Raw genomic sequence first — 21,836 nt, forward strand, 5'->3', positions numbered from 1 at the left:
CCGGCGGACAGGCAGTCATGAGTACGACCTCCGCTGGTCCGGAGCCGGGATCTGGGCACCCTTGTACTCGACGGCGATGCCGCCGAGCGGGTAGTCCTTGCGCTGCGGGTGGCCCTGCCAGTCGTCCGGCATCATGATCCGCGTCAGCGCCGGGTGACCGTCGAAGACGATGCCGAAGAAGTCGTACGCCTCGCGCTCGTGCCAGTCGTTCGTCGGATAGACCGCGACGAGCGAGGGGATGTGCGGCTCGCTGTCCGGGGCGCTGACCTCGACGCGGATCAACCGGTTGTGGGTGATCGATCGCAGGTGGTAGACGGCGTGCAGCTCGCGGCCCTTGTCGTGCGGGTAGTGCACTCCGCTCACGCCGGTGCACAGCTCGAAGCGCAGCGCCGGGTCGTCGCGCAGTGTCCGGGCGACCCGTTCCAGGTACTCGCGTTCGACGTGGAAGGTGATCTCGTCGCGGTCGACGACCGTCTTCTCGATCGCGTTCCCGGGGACGATGTCCTGTTCCTCCAGGGCGCCCTCCAGCTCGTCGGCGACCTCGTCGAACCAGCCGCCGTACGGTCGGGCGGCCGGCCCGGGGAGCCGGATCGAGCGGACCAGGCCGCCGTAGCCGGAGGTGTCCCCGCCGTTCTGGGCGCCGAACATGCCGCGCTGGACGCGGATCTCCTCGCCGCCGTCGCCCCGCTGGCCCGGGAGGTTGGAGCCGCCCAGGTCCTTCTCGGGGTTCGTGCCGTTCGTGCCGTTCGCGTCGCTCACCGCAGCAGGCCCTTCATCTCGATGGTGGGGAGCGCCTTGAGCGCCGCTTCCTCCGCCTCGCGGGCCGCCTCCTCGGCGTTCACGCCGAGCTTCGAGGTCTGGATCTTCTGGTGGAGCTTGAGGATCGCGTCCATCAGCATCTCGGGCCGCGGCGGACAGCCGGGCAGGTAGATATCCACAGGGACGATGTGATCGACGCCCTGCACGATCGCGTAGTTGTTGAACATGCCGCCCGAGGAAGCGCAAACCCCCATGGAGATGACCCACTTGGGGTTCGGCATCTGGTCGTAGACCTGCCTCAGTACCGGCGCCATCTTCTGGCTGACGCGTCCCGCGACGATCATCAGGTCCGCCTGGCGGGGCGATCCGCGGAAGACCTCCATCCCGAAGCGGGCCAGGTCGTAGCGGCCGGCGCCCGTCGTCATCATCTCGATGGCGCAGCAGGCGAGGCCGAAGGTGGCGGGAAAGACGGACGACTTCCGCACCCACCCCGCGGCCTGCTCGACGGTGGTCAGCAGGAATCCGCTCGGCAGCTTTTCTTCGAGTCCCATGCTCAGTGGCTCCTCTGTCCCCTATGCGGGGTTCAGTCCCATTCCAGGCCGCCGCGCCGCCATACGTACGCGTACGCGACGAAGACGGTGAGCACGAAGAGCAGCATCTCCACGAGCCCGAAAACCCCCAGCGCGTCGAAGGTGACGGCCCAGGGATAGAGGAAGACGATCTCGATATCGAAAATGATGAAGAGCATCGCCGTCAGGTAGTACTTGATGGGGAACCGCCCGCCGCCCGCCGGCGTGGGGGTCGGCTCGATTCCGCACTCGTAAGCCTCGAGCTTGGCCCGGTTGTATCGCTTTGGACCGATAAGCGTGGCCATGACCACGGAGAAGATCGCAAAGCCTGCCCCGAGGGCTCCCAGCACGAGGATGGGCGCATACGCGTTCACCGCTCCTCGCTCCTCTCAGTCGGCATTGACTGCTGGCGGTTGCATCGGGCGTCACACCTGCCTCGCGAACCCCGCGGGCCCCACCGGACTCTCAAGCCCCGTGCGGCTCCACGAAGATCGTGCTCATGTGAAGCAGGTCACAAGCCCAACTGCCCCGCATCCTATGCCTGCCGGTCTGTGATCTGCGACACGGGGTACGACAACGCCTTTGTGATCTCCACCACCCGTCGAAAGATCTTGAAGTCGGATGAGTGCCGATCTTCGTACGAGAAGCGTCCGAGTGATCACCAGAGGTGACATTTTCGCTCATCGCCGCTGGTCGGAGGCCTGGTTCACTATCAAGGGACCCGGATCGAAGGCAAATTGGCGCTGGACTTCGTCGCTTGATAGTGGAACTCGTTCACACTTCGGGGGGAGTTGGAGTGCCCGGTGTGGACGGATCGGGCGCGTGCATCCGTTCACGAGCGGGAGGCGCCGCCGGGCCCGCTCCCGCGACCCCGGCCGGCCGCCCGCGCGGGACGCGGCCCCCGCGGTGACCGTTCCGTGACCTCCGTCACACCGGAACGGCGCGGAATCAACCGGGCTTGGCCAACGGCTTCAACAGATGCTAGGCCGCGGGCAATTCGGACGTAACGCGAAAAGCCCATGATCACAGGCGGGACGGGCCGTGTCCGCAATGCCCGTTAAGGCGTCAATAAGGGTCCGCCCGAAGGAAATTCGGGGCCGCCGTTGAGCAATTGTGGCGCACCACACGTTTCTTGTAGGTATGAGGGAGCCCCTGATACCGGTTGTACCCATGTCCCACACCGCTCACATACGCAGCCACCGGAAACCCCGGCCTCGGAGCAACTCGTCGCTCGCGATGCGCGCCGGAGTTGCCGGTGGCGTCCTCAGCACCCTGGCCGTGGCCGGTGCCGCCGGAACGGCCGTCGCGGCCGAGCCGGTGACCCAGACCATCGAGCTGCCCGCCCTCACGGCCGACCTGTCCGCTCAGGTCGCCGCGTCGGCAGACGTCACCCAGCAGGCCGCGGCCGACTACGAGCTGCGCGCCGAGCGCGACGCGGCAGCCGCGAAGGCGGCCAAGCAGGCCAAGGCCGACCTCGCCGTGGCGAAGGAGAAGGCCAAGGCGAAGGCGGAGGCCGCGCGCAAGGCCGCCGCGGAGCGCGCCAGCCGGACCGCCGACCGCGCCACGCTGACCGCCACCACGGCGAGCAGCAACGTCGCCGCGCCCTCCAGCGGGAGCGTCGCCACCGTCATCAGCTTCCTGAAGGCACAGGTCGGGGACGCGTACGTGATGGGTGCCACCGGCCCCAACGCGTGGGACTGCTCCGGCCTGGTGCAGGCGGCGTTCAAGCAGGTCGGCGTCGACCTGCCGCGCGTCTCCCAGGACCAGTCGATGGCCGGCACCCCGGTCGCGCTCTCCGACATCCAGGTCGGCGACATCCTGTACTGGGGTGGCAAGGGCTCGGCGTACCACACGGGTGTCTACATCGGCGGCGGGCAGTACCTGGACGCGGCCAACCCCTCGAAGGGCGTCGTCATCCAGGACCTCTCGGGCTACCCGGCGAGCGGCGCGGTGCGCGTGCTCTGACCGGAGGTCGTTCCGAAGGGCCGTTTCCCGCATGGGGGGAACGGCCCTTCGGCGTGCCCCTGGGCGCTCCGAGGGGCCCTGTCGCGCGCAGCGGGTCCGCCTCGGTCCGCCTCGGAATTTTGGGGCGGCACACGCCCGCACAGGGCCCCGTGCGGGCGTGCACGCGTCCGCGGGACCGCGCGTGCCGGGCCGCCGGCCGGCGCGTGCGGTGCGGGGCCGGCCGGTGCGGCCGTGCGCGGTCAGGCCTTCGGGGCGACCTTCGAGAGTCCGTTGATGATGCGGTCCATCGCGTCGCCGCCCGTCGGGTCGGTGAGGTTGGCGAGCATCTTCAGCGTGAACTTCATCAGGAGCGGGTGGGTCAGGCCCCGCTGCGTCGCGATCTTCATGACCTTCGGGTTGCCGATGAGCTTCACGAAGGCGCGGCCCAGCGTGTAGTAGCCGCCGTAGGTGTCCTTGAGGACCTTCGGGTAGCGCTGGAGCGCCAGTTCGCGCTGCGCGGGCGTGGCGCGGGCGTGGGCCTGCACGATGACGTCCGCGGCGATCTGGCCGGACTCCATGGCGTAGGCGATCCCCTCGCCGTTGAACGGGTTCACCATGCCGCCCGCGTCGCCGACGAGCAGCAGGCCCTTCGTGTAGTGGGGCTGGCGGTTGAAGGCCATGGGCAGGGCGGCGCCGCGGATCGGGATCGTCATGTTCTCGGGGGTGTAGCCCCAGTCCTCGGGCATGGAGGCGCACCAGGCCTTGAGGACCTCGCGCCAGTCCAGTTCCTTGAAGGAGGACGTGGTGTTGAGGACGCCCAGGCCGACGTTCGACGTGCCGTCGCCCATGCCGAAGATCCACCCGTAGCCGGGCAGCAGGCGGTCCTCGCCGGGGCCGCGGCGGTCCCACAGCTCCAGCCACGACTCCAGGTAGTCGTCGTCGTGGCGCGGGGACGTGAAGTACGTGCGCACCGCGACACCCATCGGACGGTCCTCGCGGCGGTGCAGGCCCATCGCCAGCGACAGCCGCGTGGAGTTGCCGTCCGCCGCGACCACGAGGGGCGCGTGGAAGGTGACCTCGCGCTTCTCCTTGGAGTCGGCGTCGCCCATCTTCGCGTGGACCCCGATGATGCGGCCCGTGCGCTCGTCGAGGATCGGGGCGCCGACGTTGCAGCGCTCGTGCAGGCGGGCGCCCGCCTTCTGCGCCTGCCGGGCGAGCTGCTCGTCGAAGTCGTCGCGCTTGCGGACGAGTCCGTAGTCCGGGTAGGCGGCCAGGTCCGGCCAGTCGAGCTGGAGGCGCACCCCTCCGCCGATGATGCGCAGCCCCTTGTTGCGGAGCCAGCCCGCCTCCTCGGAGATGTCGATGCCCATCGAGACGAGCTGCTTGGTGGCGCGGGGGGTCAGCCCGTCCCCGCACACCTTCTCGCGGGGAAAGGCGGTCTTCTCCAGGAGCAGGACGTCCAACCCGGCCTTGGCCAGGTAGTACGCGGTGGTGGAACCGGCTGGCCCGGCCCCGACGACGATCACATCGGCGGTGTGCTCGGAGAGGGGCTGGGACTCGGTCACGACGGTTTCTCCCAAGTCTCGACGGTGCGAAGTCTCGAAATCTGCGTGCTGACGGGCACTGAACATGGGCAGTCTATGCAGCGTTACCGATCACCTGGCTGAAGGGCTGCCCCGTGAACCGAGCGCTCCCCGTGGTACACCTGCGCGTCCCGACCGACGAGGACGCCTACGCCTGGCACCGGGCCTTCGAGCACCCGGACGTGATGGAGTTCCACGGCGGCAAGCGGGCCGAGCTGTCCGTCTACGAGGAGTTGACCGCCCGGCAGCGGCGCCACGACGCGGAGCACGGCTTCTGCTTCTGGACGATGCTCGACGACGAGGGCCGCGTCCTCGGCTTCACCGGAGCGCAGCCGTGGCCCTACGAGTGGGGCCCCAAGGGCGAGATCGAGATCGGCTGGCGCCTCGGCCGCGAGCACTGGGGCAAGGGCTACGCGACGGCGGCGGCGCGGGCCACCGTGGAGCGGGTGCGCGCGAGGGGCGTACGCAGCGTGGTGGCGATGGTGAACTCGCGCAACGAGCGCTCCATCGCCGTGACGAGACGGCTGGGCATGGAGCTGGCCGAGACGTTCACGTCGCCCTCCTCGCAGCAGTTGGGGCACTGCTTCCGGCTGGCACTCTGACGGACCCCGGCGAGCCCCCGCGGTCTCGGGAACGGCTCCGGAGCGGCTCCGGAGCCGCTCGCGACGCCTTCCGGACGGGCCCGGCAGGGCCTACTCTGCCGGTACCGCTGGGGGTGACGACCATGCGCCTGACACCCAGGACACCCGAGATTCGCGTACCGCGGCTCGTCGGCCTGATGGCCGTGGACGCGCGTGAGACGGCAGAGGCGCACGGGGTGCTGCTCGCCTCGCCCGACCGGCCGGAGCTGCATCTGGCGGTGGTCGACCACGTCGTTCGCCAGTACCCGCCGCCGGGTGCGACGGTGCCGCAGGGCGCGGTCGTCACGGTGTGGTTCGACTTCGGCGAGGGTGAGGGCGGCGGCGGTGCCGGGGTGCGCGAGCCCCGTCCGGCGCAGCCTCCGCCGGGTGGGCTCCGGCGTGAACTCGACGTGCCGGGAGCCCCGTTCGAGGTACTGCGGTGAACGGCGCCGACGCGCCCCGGGCGGGGGCGCCGGCTCAGCCCTGCTTGAAGCCCCGGTGCAGCGCGACGATGCCGCCGGACAGGTTGCGCCACGCCACCTTCGACCAGCCGGCCTTCACCAGGCGGTCCCCGAGCGCGGGCTGGTCCGGCCAGTCGCGGATGGACTCGGCGAGGTAGACGTAGGCCTCGGGGTTGGAGGAGACCGCGCGGGCCACCGGCGGCAGCGCGCGCATCAGGTACTCGGTGTAGACCGTGCGGAAGGGCGCCCAGGTGGGATGCGAGAACTCGCAGATCACCACGCGTCCGCCCGGCTTCGTGACGCGGTGCAGCTCGCGCAGGGCGGTGTCCGTGTCCTGCACGTTGCGCAGGCCGAAGGAGATCGTCACCGCGTCGAAGGTGTCGTCCTTGAAGGGCAGCTTCGTGGCGTCGCCCGCGGTGAGCGGCAGCCAGGGGTGGTTCTTCTTGCCGACCCTGAGCATGCCGAGCGAGAAGTCGCACGGGACCACGTAGGCGCCCGTGCGGGCGAACGGCAGCGACGAGGTGGCCGTGCCGGCCGCCAGGTCCAGGATCTTCTGCGCGGGCCGCGCGTCGACGGCCTTCGCGACCTCCTTGCGCCACACCCGGTCCTGGCCGAGCGAGAGCACGTCGTTCGTCAGGTCGTAGCGTTCCGCCACGTCGTCGAACATCGAAGCGACTTCGTGCGGCTGTTTGTTCAGGGATGCGCGGGTCACCGTCCCATTGTGGCAGTACGGGCCGGGCGGCACTCCGGCACCCGGCCCGCAGCCGCGTGCGGCACGGTCCCGCGGGCCCGCCGATGTGGGGGCGTTCGCCCGGGCCTTCACGGGGTGGGCACCCCGCGAGTCCCCGGGCCGCGCCCCGGCGAGGGCTTGTCGCGCAGTTCCCCGCGCCCCTGAAAGGCACGGGGTGCCCCTCGATACATCGCCGACTGCAGCCCGGCAGAGGCTGAGCGCGCAGTTCCTCGCGCCCCTCAAGGGCGCGGGGTGCACCCGGTGCATCGCCGCCTGCGGGCCCGCGAGGGCTGAGCGCGCCGTTCCCCGCGCCCCTGAAAGGCACGGGTGCACCCGGTGCATCGCCGACTGCCGCCCCGCGAGGGCTGAGCGCGCCGTTCTCCGCGCCCCTGAAAGGCACGGGGTGCCCCTCGATACATCGCCGACTGCGGCCCGGCAGGGGCTGAGCGCGCAGTTCCTCGCGCCCCTCAAGGGCGCGGGGTGCACCTGGTGCATCGCCGCCTGCCGCCCCGGCAGGGGCTGAGCGCGCCGTTCCCCGCGCCCCTGAAAGGCACGGGTGCACCCCGTGCATCGCCGACTGCCGCCCCGCGAGGGCTGAGCGCGCCGTTCCCCGCGCCCCTCAAGGGCACGGGCGCGCCCAACTCGCCCAGGGGCGCGGGGAACTGCGCGGCCAGCCACAACAGACCCGCAGGTCCCAGCGGACCCGGACCCCCAGTGGCGCGGGCAGCCGCGACGGACCCGCAGGTCGGGGCGGACCCCGAGCACCCCAGGGGCGCGGGGACCTGCGCACTCCGGCCGCAACGCACCCGCACAGGGAAACGTGCGGCCCAGACGCGGAGCGAGCCGCGCTAGTGCCGGCGGTGGACCAGCCGCCCCGCGCACACCGTGGCCACGCAGACACCGTCCTCGGCGAACACGGCCAGGTCGGCCCGCCCCGCCTCCCGCACCACCGGCGGCGCCGCACTCGCCACGACGACCACGTCCGTACGCCCGGCGGCGGCCCGCAGCCCGGGCAGGTCGGCGTACTCCTCCAGCACGGCCACCGCCCCCAGCTTCAGCACCGCGTGGACCCGCTCGCGCGGTGTGGGGGCGTCCGGGACGGGCCCCCGGTGCACGAGGGCGGGCCCGAGCACTCCCGGCCACCGCCGCACACGGGCCCGCGGGAACCGCTCACGGACCTCCGCGAACGTACCGACGGCCGCCACCCGGTCCCCCGCCACGACGACCGCCCCGTCCGGGATCGGCTCTCCGCCCTCCCAGTCGAGGCGTACCTCCCCGGCGGTGTGGATCGTCTCCAACTGGCCTTCCCGCCCGCCTCAGTTGGAGGCGAGGAGCTTCAGCTCCGGGTGGGCCGTGCCGCCCTCGATCGCCGTGGAGGAGATGTGCGACTGGACGCGCTCGTCGACCGGGTCCTGGGCCGGGTCCTCGTGCACGACGAGGTGCTCGTACGTCGTCGCCCGCTGGGCCGGGACGCGCCCCGCCTTGCGGATCAGGTCGATGATCTCCATGCGGTTGGAGCGGTGCTTGGCGCCGGCGGAGGAGACGACGTTCTCCTCCAGCATGATCGAGCCGAGGTCGTCCGCGCCGTAGTGCAGGGAGAGCTGGCCGACCTCCTTGCCGGTGGTCAGCCACGAGCCCTGGATGTGGGCGATGTTGTCCATGAACAGCCGCGCGATCGCGATCATCCGCAGGTACTCGAAGAGCGTGGCCTGCGTACGGCCCTTGAGGTGGTTGTTCTCGGGCTGGTACGTGTACGGGATGAAGGCGCGGAAGCCGCCCGTGCGGTCCTGCACGTCACGGATCATCCGCAGGTGCTCGATGCGCTCGGCGTTGGTCTCGCCGGTGCCCATGAGCATCGTGGACGTGGACTCCACGCCGAGGTTGTGCGCGATCTCCATGATCTCCAGCCAGCGCTCGCCGCTCTCCTTCAGCGGGGCGATGGCCTTCCGGGGCCGCGCGGGCAGCAGTTCGGCACCGGCGCCGGCGAAGGAGTCGAGACCGGCGGCGTGGATGCGCTCGATGGCCTCCTTCGCGGAGACCTTGGAGATCCGGGCCATGTGCTCGACCTCGCTCGCCCCCAGGCTGTGGATGACGAGCTGCGGGTACGCGGCCTTGATCGCGGAGAAGTGCTCCTCGTAGTACTCGACACCGAAGTCCGGGTGGTGCCCGCCCTGGAACATGATCTGCGTGCCGCCCAGCTCGACGGTCTCCGCGCAGCGGCGCAGGATGTCGTCGAGGTCGCGGGTCCAGCCCTTGTCCTCGGCCTTCGGCGGGGCGTAGAACGCGCAGAACTTGCACGCCGTGACACAGACGTTCGTGTAGTTGATGTTCCGCTCGATGATGTACGTCGCGATGTGCTCCGTACCGGCGTAGCGGCGGCGGCGCACGGCGTCGGCGGCCGCGCCGAGCGCGTGCAGCGGGGCGTCGCGGTAGAGGTCGAGCGCCTCTTCCGGGGTGATCCGCCCACCCTCGGCGGCACGGTCGAGGACGGACTGGAGGTCGGCCTTCTCGGTCACCGGAGCGGTCCCTTTCATAGGGGTGTGGACGGACTGATCCAGCGTACGCCAGGCGATCGCCGGGACCGACGTCAGGCCGTGTACGCCCCCACCAGCAGCCCGGCGAGGGCACCGCCGATGAGGAACGGGCCGAAGGGGATGGAGGTCTTGCGCCCGGCCCGGCGCGCGACGACCAGAGCGGCCCCGTACAGGCCGCCGAACAGGAACCCGGCGAAGGTGCCGAGCAGCACGGTCCCCCAGCCGTACCAGCCGAGGACGGCGCCGAGGCCGAGGGCGAGCTTCACGTCGCCGAAGCCCATGCCGGCGGGGTTGACGAGGAACAGGACGAAGTAGCCGCCGCCCAGCGCCAGGGCCCCGTACAGGGCGTGCGGCCAGTCCCCGGCGTGCTCCGGCAGCGCGGCCGCGGCCCCCAGCAGCGCGAGCGCGGCGGCGGCGAGCGACAGCGTCAGCACGTCGGGCAGCCGCTGCACCGAGAAGTCCACGACCGCGAGGAGGACGCCGAGCGGGGCGAGGAGCAGCCAGACGGCCAGCTCGGGACGGGTCCCGGTGGCCGCGGCGAGGGCCGCGCAGACCAGTGCCGCGGCGAGGGAGACCCGTACGGCACCCGGCCCGTACGCGCGCCCCCCGCAGGCCCGGCAGCGTGCCGGACCGAGCGGCCCCGTGATCGGGTGGCCCTCGGGGCACGTCGTCCGCCACTCCTCGTCGGGGGTGACGGAGAAGCGGTGGGCGGGCCTCGGGACGAGGAGGCCGGCCGCCGCGCCCCACAGGGCCGCGGCGGCGATCAGCAGCGGGTCGCCGCTCATCCCACGGCAGCCGCGCCGCTGCGCCACGTGGGCAGCAGCTCGTCCAGCAGGGCCTCGGTCCGCGACGGCAGCCCGCGCGCGCCGCTGCGGGCCACGAGGTCGGCGGCCAGCCGCCTCAGGCGCTCGCTGTCACCGGTGGCGTGGGTCGCGCGCAGCAGTTCGTTCCACAGGCGTTCGTCGTCCGGCGCGGAGCCCAGCGCCGCGTCGAGCGCCTCGATGGCCTTCTCCGCGCGGTCCTTCTCCAGGTGGAACGCGGACAGGGCGAGCCCGATGTCCGCTACCAGCAGGGGCAGTTGCGCGTCGATGATCTCGTGGGTAAGCCAGCCGTACCGTCCGTCGGGGCGCTCGGCGAGCAGCGGGCCCCGTACCAGCACGAGCGCGTCGGTCAGCAGCCGCCCGCGCACCGCGCGGCTGTCGGCCCCGCGGCCCTGGGTGGCCTCGTGGTAGAGCGAGCGCAGCACGTCCAAGTCGGAGACGACGGACTTGGCGAGGGTGAGCCGGCCGGTCGCGTCGCTGCCGAGCCGCTGTGTGCCGTCCGGGTCGCCGCCCAGCCAGCCGCGCAGGCGCTCCACGAGGGCGTCGCGCACGTCGTCGGTGACGCCGCGCGGCCACAGCGCGGAGGACAGCACGCGCGGGTGGACGCCCTCGCGGTGCAGGAGCAGCAGCGCGAGCGCCTCGTGCAGCAGAGCGCTGCGCTCGCCGTCCGGAGTGTCGAGCCCGATGATCTCGTACGGTCCGACGAGCCGCGCGTACACCGCGGGGCGGCCCTGCTCGCTGACGTCGACGAGGAACGGCGGGGTGGTCGCGGGGCGGTCGTCGGAGTGCTCGGGGTCGGCGTCGACGAACAGCTCGACGACGGCCCGCTGCTGGGCCACCGGCAGGAGCTGCGCGTCGAGTTCGAGGCCGAGCAGCGGCGCCAGCAGCCTGCCCTCGCCGGTGATCTCCATCTCCCAGGCGGCGCCCGGCAGGTCGCCGGACTCCGTTCCGACCAGGTACCCGATGCCCAACCGGCTCGCGTCGGCGGCCAGTTCGGCGAGCTTGACGGCGTCCTCGGCGGACGGTTCGGCGGCCAGGAGCACGAGGTGCGGGGCCCAGCGGGTGTGCTGCGCGGGGCCCGTGCGCCCGGTGAGGACGGAGTCCTGCCCGGCGGCGCCGAGCGCACCCCGCCGCTGCCGGGTCTCCGCCTCCATGGTCTCCACGAGCGCCTCGACGTCGTCGAGGTGGCGCAGCCGGTTGGGCGCGAGCGGGGTGAGGTCCTCGCCGAACCCGACGAGGGTGATCGTCATGCGGTCGGACCAGCCGCTGGTCGCCAACTCGGCGGCCACCGAGGCGAAGACGCCCGCCCGGTCCTGCTCGCGGCCGCTCAGCGAGACGATGCCGGGCACCGACTCCAGGTTGAGCAGCAGCCGCGAGTCGTCCATCGTGCCGAGGCTGACCAGTCCGGGGTACGGGGCGGCCGTGTCCACGTCCTCGTACCGCTCGGCGTCGGCCCGCGCGAGCATCCAGAACGTCTGGTCCTGCCCGAGCTGCCACGGCGTCGGCGGCCTGCCGGCGGGCTGCGCGAGCTGGAGGTGCAGGTCGCCGTTGCCGCTCATCCAGGCCGCGTACACGGTCGGCAGCGGGCGGGACTCCCCGGCGAGCGCCGCCGCGAGCCCGCGCAGCGACCGGTCGAGGAGGCGGACGCCCTCGGGGTCGGCCCCCACGAGCAGCGCGTCCTGCGCGTCGGCGGCAGCGCCGGTGGGCGTCGGCGGCTCCATGCCGCGGCGTCCGCCGACGGCCCCGAGGGCGGAGTGCCAGAGCGCCTGGCGGCGGCGCCTGCCCAGGGCCCCGAGGAGTCCGGCGGCGAGGAGCGGGGCGCCGAGCAGGGCCTGCGGCAGTCCGAAGCCGCCGTCCTCGCCCGCGGCGGGCGCCGCGTGCTCCCGGTCCCCCTGCGCGTCTCCGCCCTGCCCCTGGCCCTGCTCCTGGTCGTCTCCCTGGCCCCTGCCTTCCGGCTGCCCGTGCCCCCGGTCCGGCGCCGGGCGCTGCTCGGGAAGGCTGATGTGGGCGGTGTCGCGGTCGACGGACCCGCCGCCCTGCCCCGCGCCCTCCTGCCGTGCGCCGCCCTGCCGCCGGTCGCCGTCGCCGGTCCTGGCGTAGTCGGAGATCTGCCGCTGCGCCTCCTCGGAGACCGCGGGAGCCTCGTCGGGCACCTCGACGAGGTCGCCGCCGCGGGCGTCGCCGGGCATCTCCATGATCCAGCCGGGCCGGATCAGGCTGGCCTCGGACAGTTTCGAACCGTCCGGCTGCGTACGGTCCTTGTTCAGCCGGTAGATCTCCTTGTACCGGCGTCCGTCGCCCAGGTGCCGCTCGGCGATCTCCCACAGGGAGTCGTGGTGGCGGCCCTCGGGCGGCTGGATCCGGTAGAACTTCGTGTCGTCATCGCCCACTTGGGCGCCCTGCGCGGCCTCGGCGCGGGCCGCGGCGTGCAGCGCCTGCTCGGCCAGCGCGGCGGCGGCCGAGGCGTTCTGCTCCTGGCTGCCGAGGAGTCCGCCCGGCGTCTGCTGCGCCGCCGCGGCCACCGGCCGCTGGTTGCCCTCCAACTGCTGGCCGAGCTGGGAGAGTCCCGGCGCGAAGCTGGCCGCCGTGGCACCGACGAGCAGCAGCGCCGCCACCAGTTGGCGGGCGAGCAACTGGCTCGGGCCCGCCCCCGGCACTCGGTTCGGCAGGCCGACCCCCGACAGCGCGGCCTTCACCTCGACGAGCACGCACGCGGTGAACTGGGCCCAGGCGAACCAGACGACGACCGTCAGGACGTTGACGAACGTGTCGACGGTGATCGGCCTCTGGAGCCAGTCCAGACCCGGCGACCCGGAGGGCAGCGGCCAGCCGATCTGGGTGGCCAGCGCTCCCGGCACGCCCACGAGCAGCACCAGGAGTGCCACGAGGGCGAGGAGCGCCTTGGCGAAGTCCCCGACCGTACGGCGGCGGCGGGGCAGGGGCTGCGGCGTCCGATTCCTCGGACCCGGCGAGGTTCCCGTCGAGTTGGAAGTGGTACGTCGCGCCATGGCGGGTGTCCTGGTGTCGTGTGGGGAGGGAGTGGATGCGGGGGTGCACCGAGCCTACTTAGATCCTATTGAGGGTGTCGAAGGGCTGACAGGGTGCCGCCGCAGACGAGGCGCCGGATTCCTCACCACCCGCCCGGTTGGCCGGACTTGCTCGGTGATGCGCGTACCCGGGCAGGCCGCGCCGGCGTCCGCATTTGGGGTGTTCCGTCCGCCGCGGGAGGCCGTTCGCAACCGTCCTGTCACGAACCTCACGGTCACCACACCGTCCCCGCCCGGCAGTCGCCGCATCCTCACAACCGGGACGTCCGGACGCCGCGTTCACCGGCGCACCCGCCCGTCGAGGGAACCGCCGGCCCGCCGTGCCCGTCTCCCGCAGGGGCGCCTTCCCCGCTCCCGCGCGGGCGTCCCCTACCTCTTCGGCGCCCCTGCGGGTACCTTCCGGTTCGCGGGGCACACCGGCCCGCTCTCGGCACGCGCACCACAGGGGGGACCTGACCATGGGAAGCAAACCGGACCTCGCGCTCCCGCTGAGCGAGCTGGAGGACTACGGCACCCGGCTGCGTGACATCAAGACGCGGATGAACCACACCAAGAAGCTCTTCGAGTCGTACCGCGACGACATCGGCGACGGCGGCGTCTACGACAAGCTGGAGGACTTCGAGTCCAACTGGGAGGACGGGCGCGAGGACATCAACCAGCAGCTCGACGCGCTGGCCCAGATGTCCGAGGCGGTCGTCCGCGAGTTCAAGAAGCTGGACGACGACCTGGCCAAGCAGGTCTCCGAGGGTGTGCGGTCCGAGGACACGGGCGGCAAGGAGTAGCAGGCGCTCCCGGCCGGGCTGCCGGGGCCGGTCAGCCGACCTCGTTCTCCGCCACGGCACGGCCCCTGACCACCACGTCACCGCCGTAGAACATGCCGGTGAACACCGGCGAGTACGTGAGCTGGACCTCGACCTCGACCTCGTCCGCCGTGGCGGCCACGCAGCGCGTGGCCGCGACGTCCGCGCCGGTCATGCCCATCTCCCGGGCGAACTCCCGCACCCGCTCGCCGCAGTTCTCGAAAAGGATGGGCGCACCGGCGCCCTCGTTCTCGTAGAGCTCTTCGAGGTCGACGTCCTGGGCGGCGTAGCGGGCGGCCTGCTCGGCGATGTCGGCGGCGCGTTCGCGCTTGGAGATGGACAGGCCGCCGTCGATGACGAACGCCGACAGGGACAGGAAGACGAGCGCGAAGATGATCACCGCGCCGGCGCCCGAGCCGCGGTCGTCCAGGCGTGCGCGGCGTGCGTCCGCCCACGTCCGCACGGTGCTTTGGACGCGTCCTGCCGTCCCGCGCATCCCCCTCATCACGCCTTCCTCTTGAACGGGTCCAGCGGCGACGTGAACGTCGAGGTCAGCCGGGTCGGCACGTCCAGGCCCAGCATCGCCAGGCCCCGCACCTCGCAGCTCACCTCCACGGTGAAGAGGTCGGCGTCCTCGAACCCCGGGCTGGTCTTGTCCACCGTCACCGGGCCCGCGCACACGTCGGCGAGGTCCGCGTCGGCGGCCTTCTGCGCCTCGGCCATCGCGGAGGCCGCGTCCCGCTGGAGCGAGCCGGAGCGTGCCGCGTCCCGGGCCGCCCCGTCGAGCGCCCCGCGTCCGTCGACGAGTTGGCCGAAGGCCACCAGCACGAGGATGAACAGGATCATCACCGGGGCGAGGATCACCACCTCGATGGTGGACAGCCCGCGGTCGCGGTCCTCCCCCGAGGGGCGGAGCCGGGAGTGCGTGGCAGACACGGCAGTCGAGGCGCGTGCGGTGGGGGCTGTGCAGGCGGCGCGGGGCCGGGACACAGCGCCGGGCCGGGAGGAGTCCCGTTGGCGTGCGGACGGGAGCATCTAGTTCTCGCCCTCCTTCACGAACCGCTCCACCGGTCCCACCGACTGCGCGTGCACGGTCAGGTCGAGGCCCGGGAAGACCGACGGCACCTTCGCAGTGATCTCCACGCCCACCGTGTTCGCCTGCGGCTGCACGGTCCGCACGTCGGGCGACAGCACCAGTTGCGGGCCCAGTTGCGCGATGTAGCCGGCCACGACGTCCTGCGCCTCGCCGCGCCACGCGCCCGGCGACTCGTCGGCCGTGGCACGTGCCTTGCGGGCGCCTGCCTGAGCCGCGGCCTGCGCCACATGGTCCGCGAAGAAGTACAGCGCGAACTGCACCGTCGCGAAGATCATGAAGAAGAGCAGGGGCGTGAGCAGCACGAACTCGATCGCGGTCATGCCGGAGTCGCCGCGGGCGGAGGCGGCCTCCACCCTGCGGCGCAGCCAGCTTCGTACGCTCACCAGCAACCCCGTATGGACGTCGTGCGAGAAGTGGTCGTGCGGGACATGGTCGTGCGGGCGGGACCGGACGGTGCCGGGGTCAGCAGGTGCTGCCCGCGTCCGCGCCCTTGATGCAGTCGCCGACCTTGTTGGCGCCGTCGCTCAGCGCGGCGTTGATGATCGCGGCGACCACGCCGACGATCGCGACGACGACCGCCGAGATGATGACCCACTCCACCGCGGAGGCCCCGCGGTCGAGTTCACCGGAGCGGGCGCGCTGCACCCGGCCCTGGAGGAAGGTGATCAGGAAGTCCACCCCCGGGATGCCGGTGCTGAAGTTCCGTCCGTTCATGATGAGTTGTCCTCTCGGAGTTCGCGTAGGGAAGGAGTCGGCGTCAGACCTGGAACACGCGCATCGCCGCCGGGAAGATCAGGAAGACCAGGAAGCCCGCGCAGAGCAGGAGCTGCGCGACGAGCATCGACTGCGACTTCTCGCCCGCGCTGCCCTCGATCTCGGCGAGTTCGCGGTGCCGCATCGTCTCGGCACGGGAGGCCAGTGACTCCCGTACCTTCGCGCCGTCGTCCGCGACGAGTGCCAACGAGGCGGACAGGTCCTTGAGTTCCTCGACGCCCAGCTCCTCGCCGAGCGAGCCGAGCGCCTGCCACTGGCTGATGCCGGTGATCCTGGCGTCCGCCAGCGCGTTGCGGATACGCCGCGTCGCCCATCCGTCGGACACCTCGGCGGCGGCCATCAGTGCCTCCGGGAGACCCCGGCCGCCAGCCAGGCTCATCGACACCAGGTCGAGGTAGGCGCCGATCACCCGCCGCAGGTCGCGACGCTTCTCGGCGGCGTCCCTGCGCACCTCCAGGTCGGGCAGGAAGAAGAAGACCGCCGCGCACAGGAGTGCCAGCCAGACCGGCACGACGGGACTGCTGTCGAAACCGAGCGTCCAGACCACGGCGAACATGAACGGGCCGAAGAACAGCCCCGCCGCCGCCAGCAGCACCTTGGTGGCGAGGAAGTTCTCCCAGCTCCGGTCGAGCACCGCGAGGTCCGCCCGCAGCGACCGCAGTTCCCAGCCCTGCTGGAGGTAGACCTCGGCCACCCGCGCGCCCACCTGGGCCCGTACGCCGCTCAGGCGTCCCGTGTCCGCGGTGCGGTGCGAGGACTCGTACGCCGCGCCCCGCGCCCGCATCGCGTCGATCCGTGCGACCTGGGCGACCGCGCTGCGCCGGGACGGCATCAGGGCCCGTACGAGGGCGTAGACGCCCAGCCCCAGGACTGCGCCCACCAGGACGGGCATGGTCAGGGTCGAGTTCATCGGCGTACCCCCTCCTCGGTCTGGGACGGCGACGGCATCCGGGGGCGGACGAACTGAACCGACGACTCGTCCCGGACCAGGAACCGCTCCGGCGTCTCGATGGTGGACAGTTTCCGCAGCCACCAGAAGCCGAGGGCGAACAGGCCGCAGACACAGGCGAGTACGAGCTGTCCGACGGCCGTGCCGTACGGCTCGACGAACTCCCGGTTGAAGATGGACAGGCCGAGGACGAACGCGATGGAGACCGCAACGACGATCTGCACGGACCGGCGGGTCGAGGCGCGCTGGGCCATCACGCGCTGCCGCATGTCGACCTCCTCGCGCGCCGACTTCGCGAGCGCGCCGAGGACCTGGCGCAGTCCCGGCCCGCGCAGCCGCGCGTTGAGGATCAGCGCGGCCACGATGATGTCGGCGGACGCGTCGTCGATCTCGTCGGCGAGCTGCTGGAGCGCTTCGGGCAGCGGGGTGCGCGAGCGCAGCCGGTCGACGAGCGCGTCGAGGTGCGGGCGCAGCACGGGCGCCGACGCGCGGGCCGAGGCGGGGATGGCCTGCTCCAGGCCGACCGCTCCCGCGATGGTGTCGCGCAGCGACTCGGTCCAGGAGGCTAGGGCCTCCACCCGCCGCATCGCGGACTTCTCCTCGGAGGCCCCGCCGAAGAGCTTGTCCCAGAAGAAGACGAGGACGGCGGTCGCGATACCCGCCACGGCCCACCGCGTGAGCAGCAGGACGACGATGCCTGCGCCGGCCGCGACCGTGCCGCGCCGGCCGGCGAACCGCACCAGCTCGGCGACGCGTTCGGCGGCCTTCTGCCGCTCGTGCTCGGGCTTGGCCGGCAGCCCGCGGACGGCGACGGTGAGCAGCGCGAGTCCGCCGCCGACCGCGATGCCGCACGCGAGCGCGTACAGGACCGTCGTGGAGAACAGCCCGCCCATGGAGCCGAGTCTGTCGAGATTCATCGCCCGCTCACCCCCAGTTCCCGCCGGGCAGGCGGTAGCCGTGCTGGATCAGGTCCTCGAGGCAGGCGAGGGGGGCGTGCGGCACGATCCGGCCGTCCGACGCCTCCGCGAACACCTCGCTGGACAGGACGCGCCCGTCGACGCCGTTGACCTCGCGGATCGAGGTGACCATGCGCTGGAGCCGCCCGCCCGTCTGGTAGTTGTTGCGCCGCTGGATGAACACGACGAAGTTGACCGCGCCGGCGACGAGCATCTGGCTGGCCTCGATGGGCAGCCGCTCGGTGGCCTGGAGCGCGTACGTGGAGATGCGGTTGAAGACCTCGCTGGAGCTGTTGGCGTGGATCGTGGACAGAGAACCGTCGTTGCCCTGCGACATCGCGTTCAGCATGGTCACGATCTCGTCGCCGAGCACCTCGCCGACGATGACCCGGGACGGGTTCATGCGCAGCGAGCGCCGGACCAGCTCGGCCATCGAAATGGTGCCCTGGCCCTCGGAGTTGGGCAGCCGCTCCTCGAAGGCGACGACGTTGGGGTGCAGGTCGGCGAAGGTGTCCAGGCCCAGTTCCAGCGCGCGTTCGACGGTGATCAGGCGCTCGTGCGGCGGGATCTCGTTGGCGAGGGCGCGCAGCAGCGTCGTCTTGCCGGCGTTGGTCGCGCCCGCGATCATGATGTTCTTGCGGGCCCTGACCGCGCACGCCAGGAAGTGCCCGACCTCCGGTGTCAGGGTGCCGTTGCCGACCAGGTCGGACATGAAGACCTTGCCCATGCGCGCCCGGCGGATGGACAGCGCGGGCCTGCGGGTCACGTCCATCACGGCGGACAGCCGCGAGCCGTCCGGCAGCCGCAGGTCGAGCTGGGGGTTCGCGGAGTCGAAGGGCCGGGAGGAGAGGCCGGAGTAGGCGCCGAGGATCTGGATCAGCTCGACCAGTTCCTCGTCGGTCTCGGCGACGGGTTCGCCCTTGGCCTCGCGTCCGTCCGCGTAGCCGACGAAGACCTGGTCGTACCCGTTGATGTCGATGTTCTCGACCTCGGGGTCGTCCAGCAGCGGCTGCAGGCGCCCCACCCCGAAGAGCGCGGCGTGGACGGCGGCCGCGTACTGCTCCTCGGTCTCGGCGTCCAGCGGGGTGCGCCCGGAGTTGATCTCCGTACGGGCGTGCTCCTCCAGGATCTGGGCTATGACCGCGCGGGCGTACTGCCGCTCGTCCTCGTTGGACATCGGCGTGACGCCGGACACCTGGTCGAGGCGGCGCTGCTCGGAGATGCGGTCGCCCGCCTCCTGCCGGAACCGCTTGACCAGCTGGTGGTCGACCGCGGTCATCGGCCGGCTCCGGCGGCGGCCCGGCCGCCGGGTCCGTCGGCCGGCACGGCCCAGGCCGCCCCGAACTGCTGGTACAGGTCCGCGGTCACCTTGCGTGCCGAGCGGATCAGCAGCGACTTGTCGAGCCTGCCGCGCCTGCGGCCCGCGAGCTGCTCGGCGCCCGCGGGGTCGTCGGCGATGGTCCCGACGACGCGGGCGCCGGTCTGGGCGGCCACGAGCATGTCGTTGACCTGGTGGACGAGCTTGCCGGACTCCCCCGGGTCGGCGACGAGGACGACTCCGATGAGAGGGGTGCCGAGTGCGGACGCCCCGCGCGGGCCGCCGTGCAGCTTGGCGGTGAGCGCGGCGGCCCGGTCGCGCACGCGGGCGATGGCCTCCGGCTCGGTGCGCGAGACCAGCAGGACGAGAGCGGCCTGCGGGAACATCTCGACGGCCGGGGTGTCGCCGCTGATCCGGCCGCAGTCCGCGATCACGTCGGCGGGCGCCTGCGGGGAGTCGGCGAGCTGGGCGAAGGCGCGGCCCAGCGTGGGCCACAGCCCCGCGAGTCCGGCCGCCTGCTCGGCGTTGCCGAGCCCGACGAGCACCTCGAGCCCGCCGCTCAACGGCTGCACGTGGTCCCAGAGTTGATCGGGTACGAGACCGCGGCGGGCGGTGGCGGCGATGGACAGCATCCCGGTGTTCGGGTTGAGCGGCCCGCCGTGCGCGGCGGCGCTGCGGTAGACGAGGTCGCCGCCCGCCGGATCGGTCTCGGCGAGCAGGACCCGCCGGGGCCAGACGGCGGCGAGGGCGACGGCCGCGGTGGTGACACCGGGGGAGCCTTTGTCTGCGGCGAGCGCGATGAGGGCCATGGGTCAGAGAACTCTCTCGCCGCTAGTTGCCGGGGACCTTGACGAGGGCGACCTGGTTCGCCGCGGCGGCGCGGGCCAGTGCCGCGGCGTCGCTCACGTCGACGGTCACCGTGATGCGCTTGGTGGTGCTGCTGATCGTGGAGTCGCTCTTGTCGGCGGGCACGCTGTTGACGACGGCGTCCGCCACGATCGGCGCCCCGCTGGTGTTTGCCTCATCGTCCGAGGACGAGGACGAGGACGAACCGGAGTTGCCGACGAGGTACGCGGCCACGGTGTCGCCCCCCTCGATGCCCAGCGGGTACTGGCCCTCCTTGAGGGAGAGGCCGACGACGGCCTTGCCCGCCGGGAGGTCGTTCCCGGCGGCGAACATCTCACCGATGACCAGGGTGCCCGCGTAGATCTTGGACTTGGCCTTGAGCTTCTTGAGGGCGTCGATCTGCGTCCACTTGACGTAGTTGATCCCCGCGTCGTCCGCGACCAGGACCGGGTCCACGTTGTCGCCGACGGACTCGCCGGCCTGGATGTCACCGGTGACCTTCACGACCTCGACCCGCTCCCCGGCGCGCAGCACGAGCGTCGTCGCCCCGAGCGCACCGACGAGGATGAGCAGCACCGCGAGAGCGGCCAGTGCCGGTTTGCGCTCGCGAGGCGGCGCGGGAAGGCGCTCCCCCGTGGTCGGCTGAACCGGCGCGGCGGCACGGTTGTTGCCCGCCCCCGTACGCTCTTGGATCCTCACGCAACCGCTCCCCGTACACCCAAGATGGTTTTCGTCATTCAGGACACTTCGCACACATCGCTCTCACCGGACGTACCGCCCGACCTGGGCAAATGGCCTGTGTTGGAACGAGTGTCAAGTCATCGCACCGTATCAGCAGCACATAAGCCCCTCAAGGCGCTTCCGTGGCCGCCCACATCACACTTCGCAACGTTGACCACGCGCAACGGGTGCTGTTCGGTTCCCCGTTGGGGACAGGGCTGTGCGCCTGCCGCCAACTGTGCAGCCGCGAAGCCTCCGTCGGGGCGGCGGGCGGCACTCGTTACGCCGTGGTGACCATCCCTGCACGAGTCGCTCACGAGGTTGGGACGGGGTCGTTGCGGGCGGCGGTGGTGCGGAGTTGACGGGGCGGGCGGTGGTGCGGGGTAGGCGGTGGTACGGAGTTGGCGGGGTGAGCGGCGGGGACGGCGGGCGCGCGCTCCGGGGTGGGCCGGGTGGCCAGGAGTGCTTCGGCACCGATCTCGCGGGACTGCCCCTTCGGGGTGTCCCATTCCGCGATGGGCCACGCCCCGCGCCACTCGACCCGCCGCACCTCGCCGTGCCGGTTCTCGAACTCGACGCAGCCGCCCTCGCCGCTCTCCGGGTGCCCCTCGGCCGGCCCCGCGTCTCCCGGGAGGAAGGCGCTACTCGGCGAACCGGAAGGTGGACGTGATCGCGTCGAAGATGTCGAAGAACGAGTCGGCGAGGTCCAGCACCTGGCTGCTCCCGGCGACGAGCGCGACCTTGCCCTCCTGCCCCGGCACGGGGATGAAGGTCTGCATGAGCACGGCCCGCACGGTGCGGTCGAGGCTGTCGTCCGGCACCGGAATGTCCTCGATGCCGTAGGTGCGCGCCGCCTGCCCAACCCCCGGGATGTCGACCGTCGTGACCTTCCGCCACGCGTCCCCCGCCTTCCTGGCCTCCCGCACGGCGAGCCTCTCGATCACCGCCTGCGGATCGGTGGCGAGCGGCGCCCCGTCCTTCGTACGGCCGCCGACGAGGGACACGGTGATCGAGCCGGTGATCGGCGTGTCACCACCGAAGCTCTCGGCCATGCAGCCGCAGTACAGGGCGCCCGACTTCCAGGCGTCGGCGGACGCCTTGCGCAGGAACGCGGTGTACGTGTCCTTGTACTTGGACAACTCGGGCTGCTGCGCCATGCGTTCGGACACCATGCGCCGGATCGAGTCGTCCCGCGACTCGGGCCGCACGTCGAACTCCCACCACGACTCGGGCACCTTGATCCGGAATCCGCCGCGCTCGATGGTGAGCGACTCCATGTAGCGGGCCATGAGGGTGTGTTCTCCCGTTC

The 21,836-nt window shown here is 71.9% G+C and carries 23 protein-coding genes; 4 read left to right on the forward strand and 19 right to left on the reverse strand.

Going from position 1 to position 21,836, the window contains the following annotated elements; all coding sequences use genetic code 11:
- Positions 1 to 15: 15 nt before the first annotated feature.
- The 3 genes from IE265_RS30510 to IE265_RS30520 are packed head-to-tail and all read right to left on the reverse strand — an operon-like array spanning position 16 to position 1,702.
- A complete protein-coding gene (locus IE265_RS30510; protein WP_190038973.1) occupies positions 16 to 759 on the reverse strand; it encodes an NADH-quinone oxidoreductase subunit C in 744 nt (247 codons plus the stop codon).
- Complete coding sequence (locus IE265_RS30515; RefSeq protein WP_010041554.1) at positions 756 to 1,310, reverse strand: NuoB/complex I 20 kDa subunit family protein; 555 nt, start codon at positions 1,308 to 1,310, stop codon at positions 756 to 758. Before IE265_RS30515 ends, IE265_RS30510 begins: the two co-directional genes overlap by 4 nt.
- Positions 1,311 to 1,342: 32 nt before the next feature.
- Complete coding sequence (locus IE265_RS30520) at positions 1,343 to 1,702, reverse strand: NADH-quinone oxidoreductase subunit A (RefSeq protein WP_033319564.1); 360 nt, start codon at positions 1,700 to 1,702, stop codon at positions 1,343 to 1,345.
- Positions 1,703 to 2,468: 766 nt separating this feature from the next.
- Between IE265_RS30520 and IE265_RS30525 the strand changes: the two genes are divergently transcribed.
- The gene (locus IE265_RS30525; protein WP_190038974.1) at positions 2,469 to 3,293 is read left to right on the forward strand and encodes a C40 family peptidase; all 825 of its coding nucleotides are present in this window, start codon (positions 2,469 to 2,471) and stop codon (positions 3,291 to 3,293) included.
- Positions 3,294 to 3,532: 239 nt separating this feature from the next.
- Here the strand turns inward: IE265_RS30525 and IE265_RS30530 are convergent, their stop codons facing one another.
- Positions 3,533 to 4,837 carry a geranylgeranyl reductase family protein gene (locus tag IE265_RS30530; protein ID WP_190038975.1) on the reverse strand — a complete coding sequence of 435 codons (1,305 nt, stop codon included), beginning with the start codon at positions 4,835 to 4,837 and terminating at the stop codon, positions 3,533 to 3,535.
- Between the two features lie 113 nt (positions 4,838 to 4,950).
- On the opposite strand from IE265_RS30530, the gene IE265_RS30535 reads away from it, so the two are divergent.
- Positions 4,951 to 5,457: a GNAT family N-acetyltransferase gene (locus IE265_RS30535; RefSeq protein WP_190038976.1), complete on the forward strand. Its 507-nt coding sequence runs from the start codon at positions 4,951 to 4,953 to the stop codon at positions 5,455 to 5,457.
- A gap of 122 nt (positions 5,458 to 5,579) precedes the next feature.
- Complete coding sequence (locus tag IE265_RS30540) at positions 5,580 to 5,918, forward strand: PASTA domain-containing protein (RefSeq protein WP_190038977.1); 339 nt, start codon at positions 5,580 to 5,582, stop codon at positions 5,916 to 5,918.
- Between the two features lie 34 nt (positions 5,919 to 5,952).
- On the opposite strand, the gene IE265_RS30545 is transcribed toward IE265_RS30540, so the two are convergent.
- The 5 genes from IE265_RS30545 to IE265_RS30565 all read right to left on the reverse strand — a co-directional run bounded on the left by IE265_RS30545 (position 5,953) and on the right by IE265_RS30565 (position 13,029).
- Positions 5,953 to 6,648 carry a demethylmenaquinone methyltransferase gene (locus IE265_RS30545; RefSeq protein WP_190038978.1) on the reverse strand — a complete coding sequence of 232 codons (696 nt, stop codon included), beginning with the start codon at positions 6,646 to 6,648 and terminating at the stop codon, positions 5,953 to 5,955.
- Positions 6,649 to 7,514: 866 nt separating this feature from the next.
- A complete protein-coding gene (locus IE265_RS30550; RefSeq protein WP_190038979.1) occupies positions 7,515 to 7,964 on the reverse strand; it encodes an imidazolonepropionase-like domain-containing protein in 450 nt (149 codons plus the stop codon).
- 18 nt (positions 7,965 to 7,982) lie between these two features.
- A complete protein-coding gene (gene mqnC, locus IE265_RS30555) occupies positions 7,983 to 9,182 on the reverse strand; it encodes a cyclic dehypoxanthinyl futalosine synthase (RefSeq protein ID WP_190038980.1) in 1,200 nt (399 codons plus the stop codon).
- 71 nt (positions 9,183 to 9,253) lie between these two features.
- Complete coding sequence (locus IE265_RS30560; RefSeq protein ID WP_190038981.1) at positions 9,254 to 9,985, reverse strand: prepilin peptidase; 732 nt, start codon at positions 9,983 to 9,985, stop codon at positions 9,254 to 9,256.
- Positions 9,982 to 13,029, reverse strand: coding sequence for a bacterial transcriptional activator domain-containing protein (locus tag IE265_RS30565; protein WP_190038982.1), 3,048 nt, complete (start codon positions 13,027 to 13,029; stop codon positions 9,982 to 9,984). The genes IE265_RS30560 and IE265_RS30565 overlap by 4 nt, the downstream gene beginning before the upstream one ends.
- Positions 13,030 to 13,526: 497 nt before the next feature.
- Here IE265_RS30565 and IE265_RS30570 point away from each other — a divergent pair, with 497 nt between their 5' ends.
- Positions 13,527 to 13,850, forward strand: a complete 324-nt coding sequence (locus IE265_RS30570; protein WP_190038983.1) for a hypothetical protein — start codon at positions 13,527 to 13,529, stop codon at positions 13,848 to 13,850.
- A gap of 31 nt (positions 13,851 to 13,881) precedes the next feature.
- On the opposite strand, the gene IE265_RS30575 is transcribed toward IE265_RS30570, so the two are convergent.
- The 10 genes from IE265_RS30575 to IE265_RS30620 form a co-directional block, all read right to left on the reverse strand.
- A complete protein-coding gene (locus IE265_RS30575) occupies positions 13,882 to 14,373 on the reverse strand; it encodes a pilus assembly protein TadG-related protein (protein WP_373303065.1) in 492 nt (163 codons plus the stop codon).
- Positions 14,373 to 14,903: a TadE/TadG family type IV pilus assembly protein gene (locus IE265_RS30580; RefSeq protein WP_373303066.1), complete on the reverse strand. Its 531-nt coding sequence runs from the start codon at positions 14,901 to 14,903 to the stop codon at positions 14,373 to 14,375. The genes IE265_RS30575 and IE265_RS30580 overlap by 1 nt, the downstream gene beginning before the upstream one ends.
- The gene (locus tag IE265_RS30585; RefSeq protein WP_229916732.1) at positions 14,904 to 15,353 is read right to left on the reverse strand and encodes a TadE family protein; all 450 of its coding nucleotides are present in this window, start codon (positions 15,351 to 15,353) and stop codon (positions 14,904 to 14,906) included.
- 73 nt (positions 15,354 to 15,426) lie between these two features.
- The gene (locus IE265_RS30590; protein ID WP_055610899.1) at positions 15,427 to 15,678 is read right to left on the reverse strand and encodes a hypothetical protein; all 252 of its coding nucleotides are present in this window, start codon (positions 15,676 to 15,678) and stop codon (positions 15,427 to 15,429) included.
- Positions 15,679 to 15,721: 43 nt separating this feature from the next.
- The gene (locus IE265_RS30595) at positions 15,722 to 16,648 is read right to left on the reverse strand and encodes a type II secretion system F family protein (protein ID WP_190038984.1); all 927 of its coding nucleotides are present in this window, start codon (positions 16,646 to 16,648) and stop codon (positions 15,722 to 15,724) included.
- On the reverse strand, positions 16,645 to 17,580 hold the full coding sequence (locus IE265_RS30600; RefSeq protein WP_190039060.1) for a type II secretion system F family protein: 936 nt from the start codon (positions 17,578 to 17,580) through the stop codon (positions 16,645 to 16,647). The genes IE265_RS30595 and IE265_RS30600 overlap by 4 nt, the downstream gene beginning before the upstream one ends.
- 31 nt (positions 17,581 to 17,611) lie before the next feature.
- Complete coding sequence (locus tag IE265_RS30605) at positions 17,612 to 18,922, reverse strand: TadA family conjugal transfer-associated ATPase (RefSeq protein ID WP_190038985.1); 1,311 nt, start codon at positions 18,920 to 18,922, stop codon at positions 17,612 to 17,614.
- Positions 18,919 to 19,770: a hypothetical protein gene (locus IE265_RS30610; RefSeq protein WP_190038986.1), complete on the reverse strand. Its 852-nt coding sequence runs from the start codon at positions 19,768 to 19,770 to the stop codon at positions 18,919 to 18,921. Before IE265_RS30610 ends, IE265_RS30605 begins: the two co-directional genes overlap by 4 nt.
- Before the next feature lie 22 nt (positions 19,771 to 19,792).
- Positions 19,793 to 20,506 (reverse strand): hypothetical protein, encoded by a 714-nt coding sequence (locus IE265_RS30615; protein ID WP_190038987.1) that lies wholly within the window; start codon positions 20,504 to 20,506, stop codon positions 19,793 to 19,795.
- A 662-nt stretch (positions 20,507 to 21,168) separates the two neighbouring features.
- Complete coding sequence (locus IE265_RS30620) at positions 21,169 to 21,816, reverse strand: hypothetical protein (RefSeq protein WP_190038988.1); 648 nt, start codon at positions 21,814 to 21,816, stop codon at positions 21,169 to 21,171.
- Between the last annotated feature and the right edge of the window lie 20 nt (positions 21,817 to 21,836).

The organism is Streptomyces fructofermentans (genome assembly GCF_014651055.1).
GTDB classification, from domain to species: Bacteria; Actinomycetota; Actinomycetes; order Streptomycetales; family Streptomycetaceae; genus Streptomyces; species Streptomyces fructofermentans.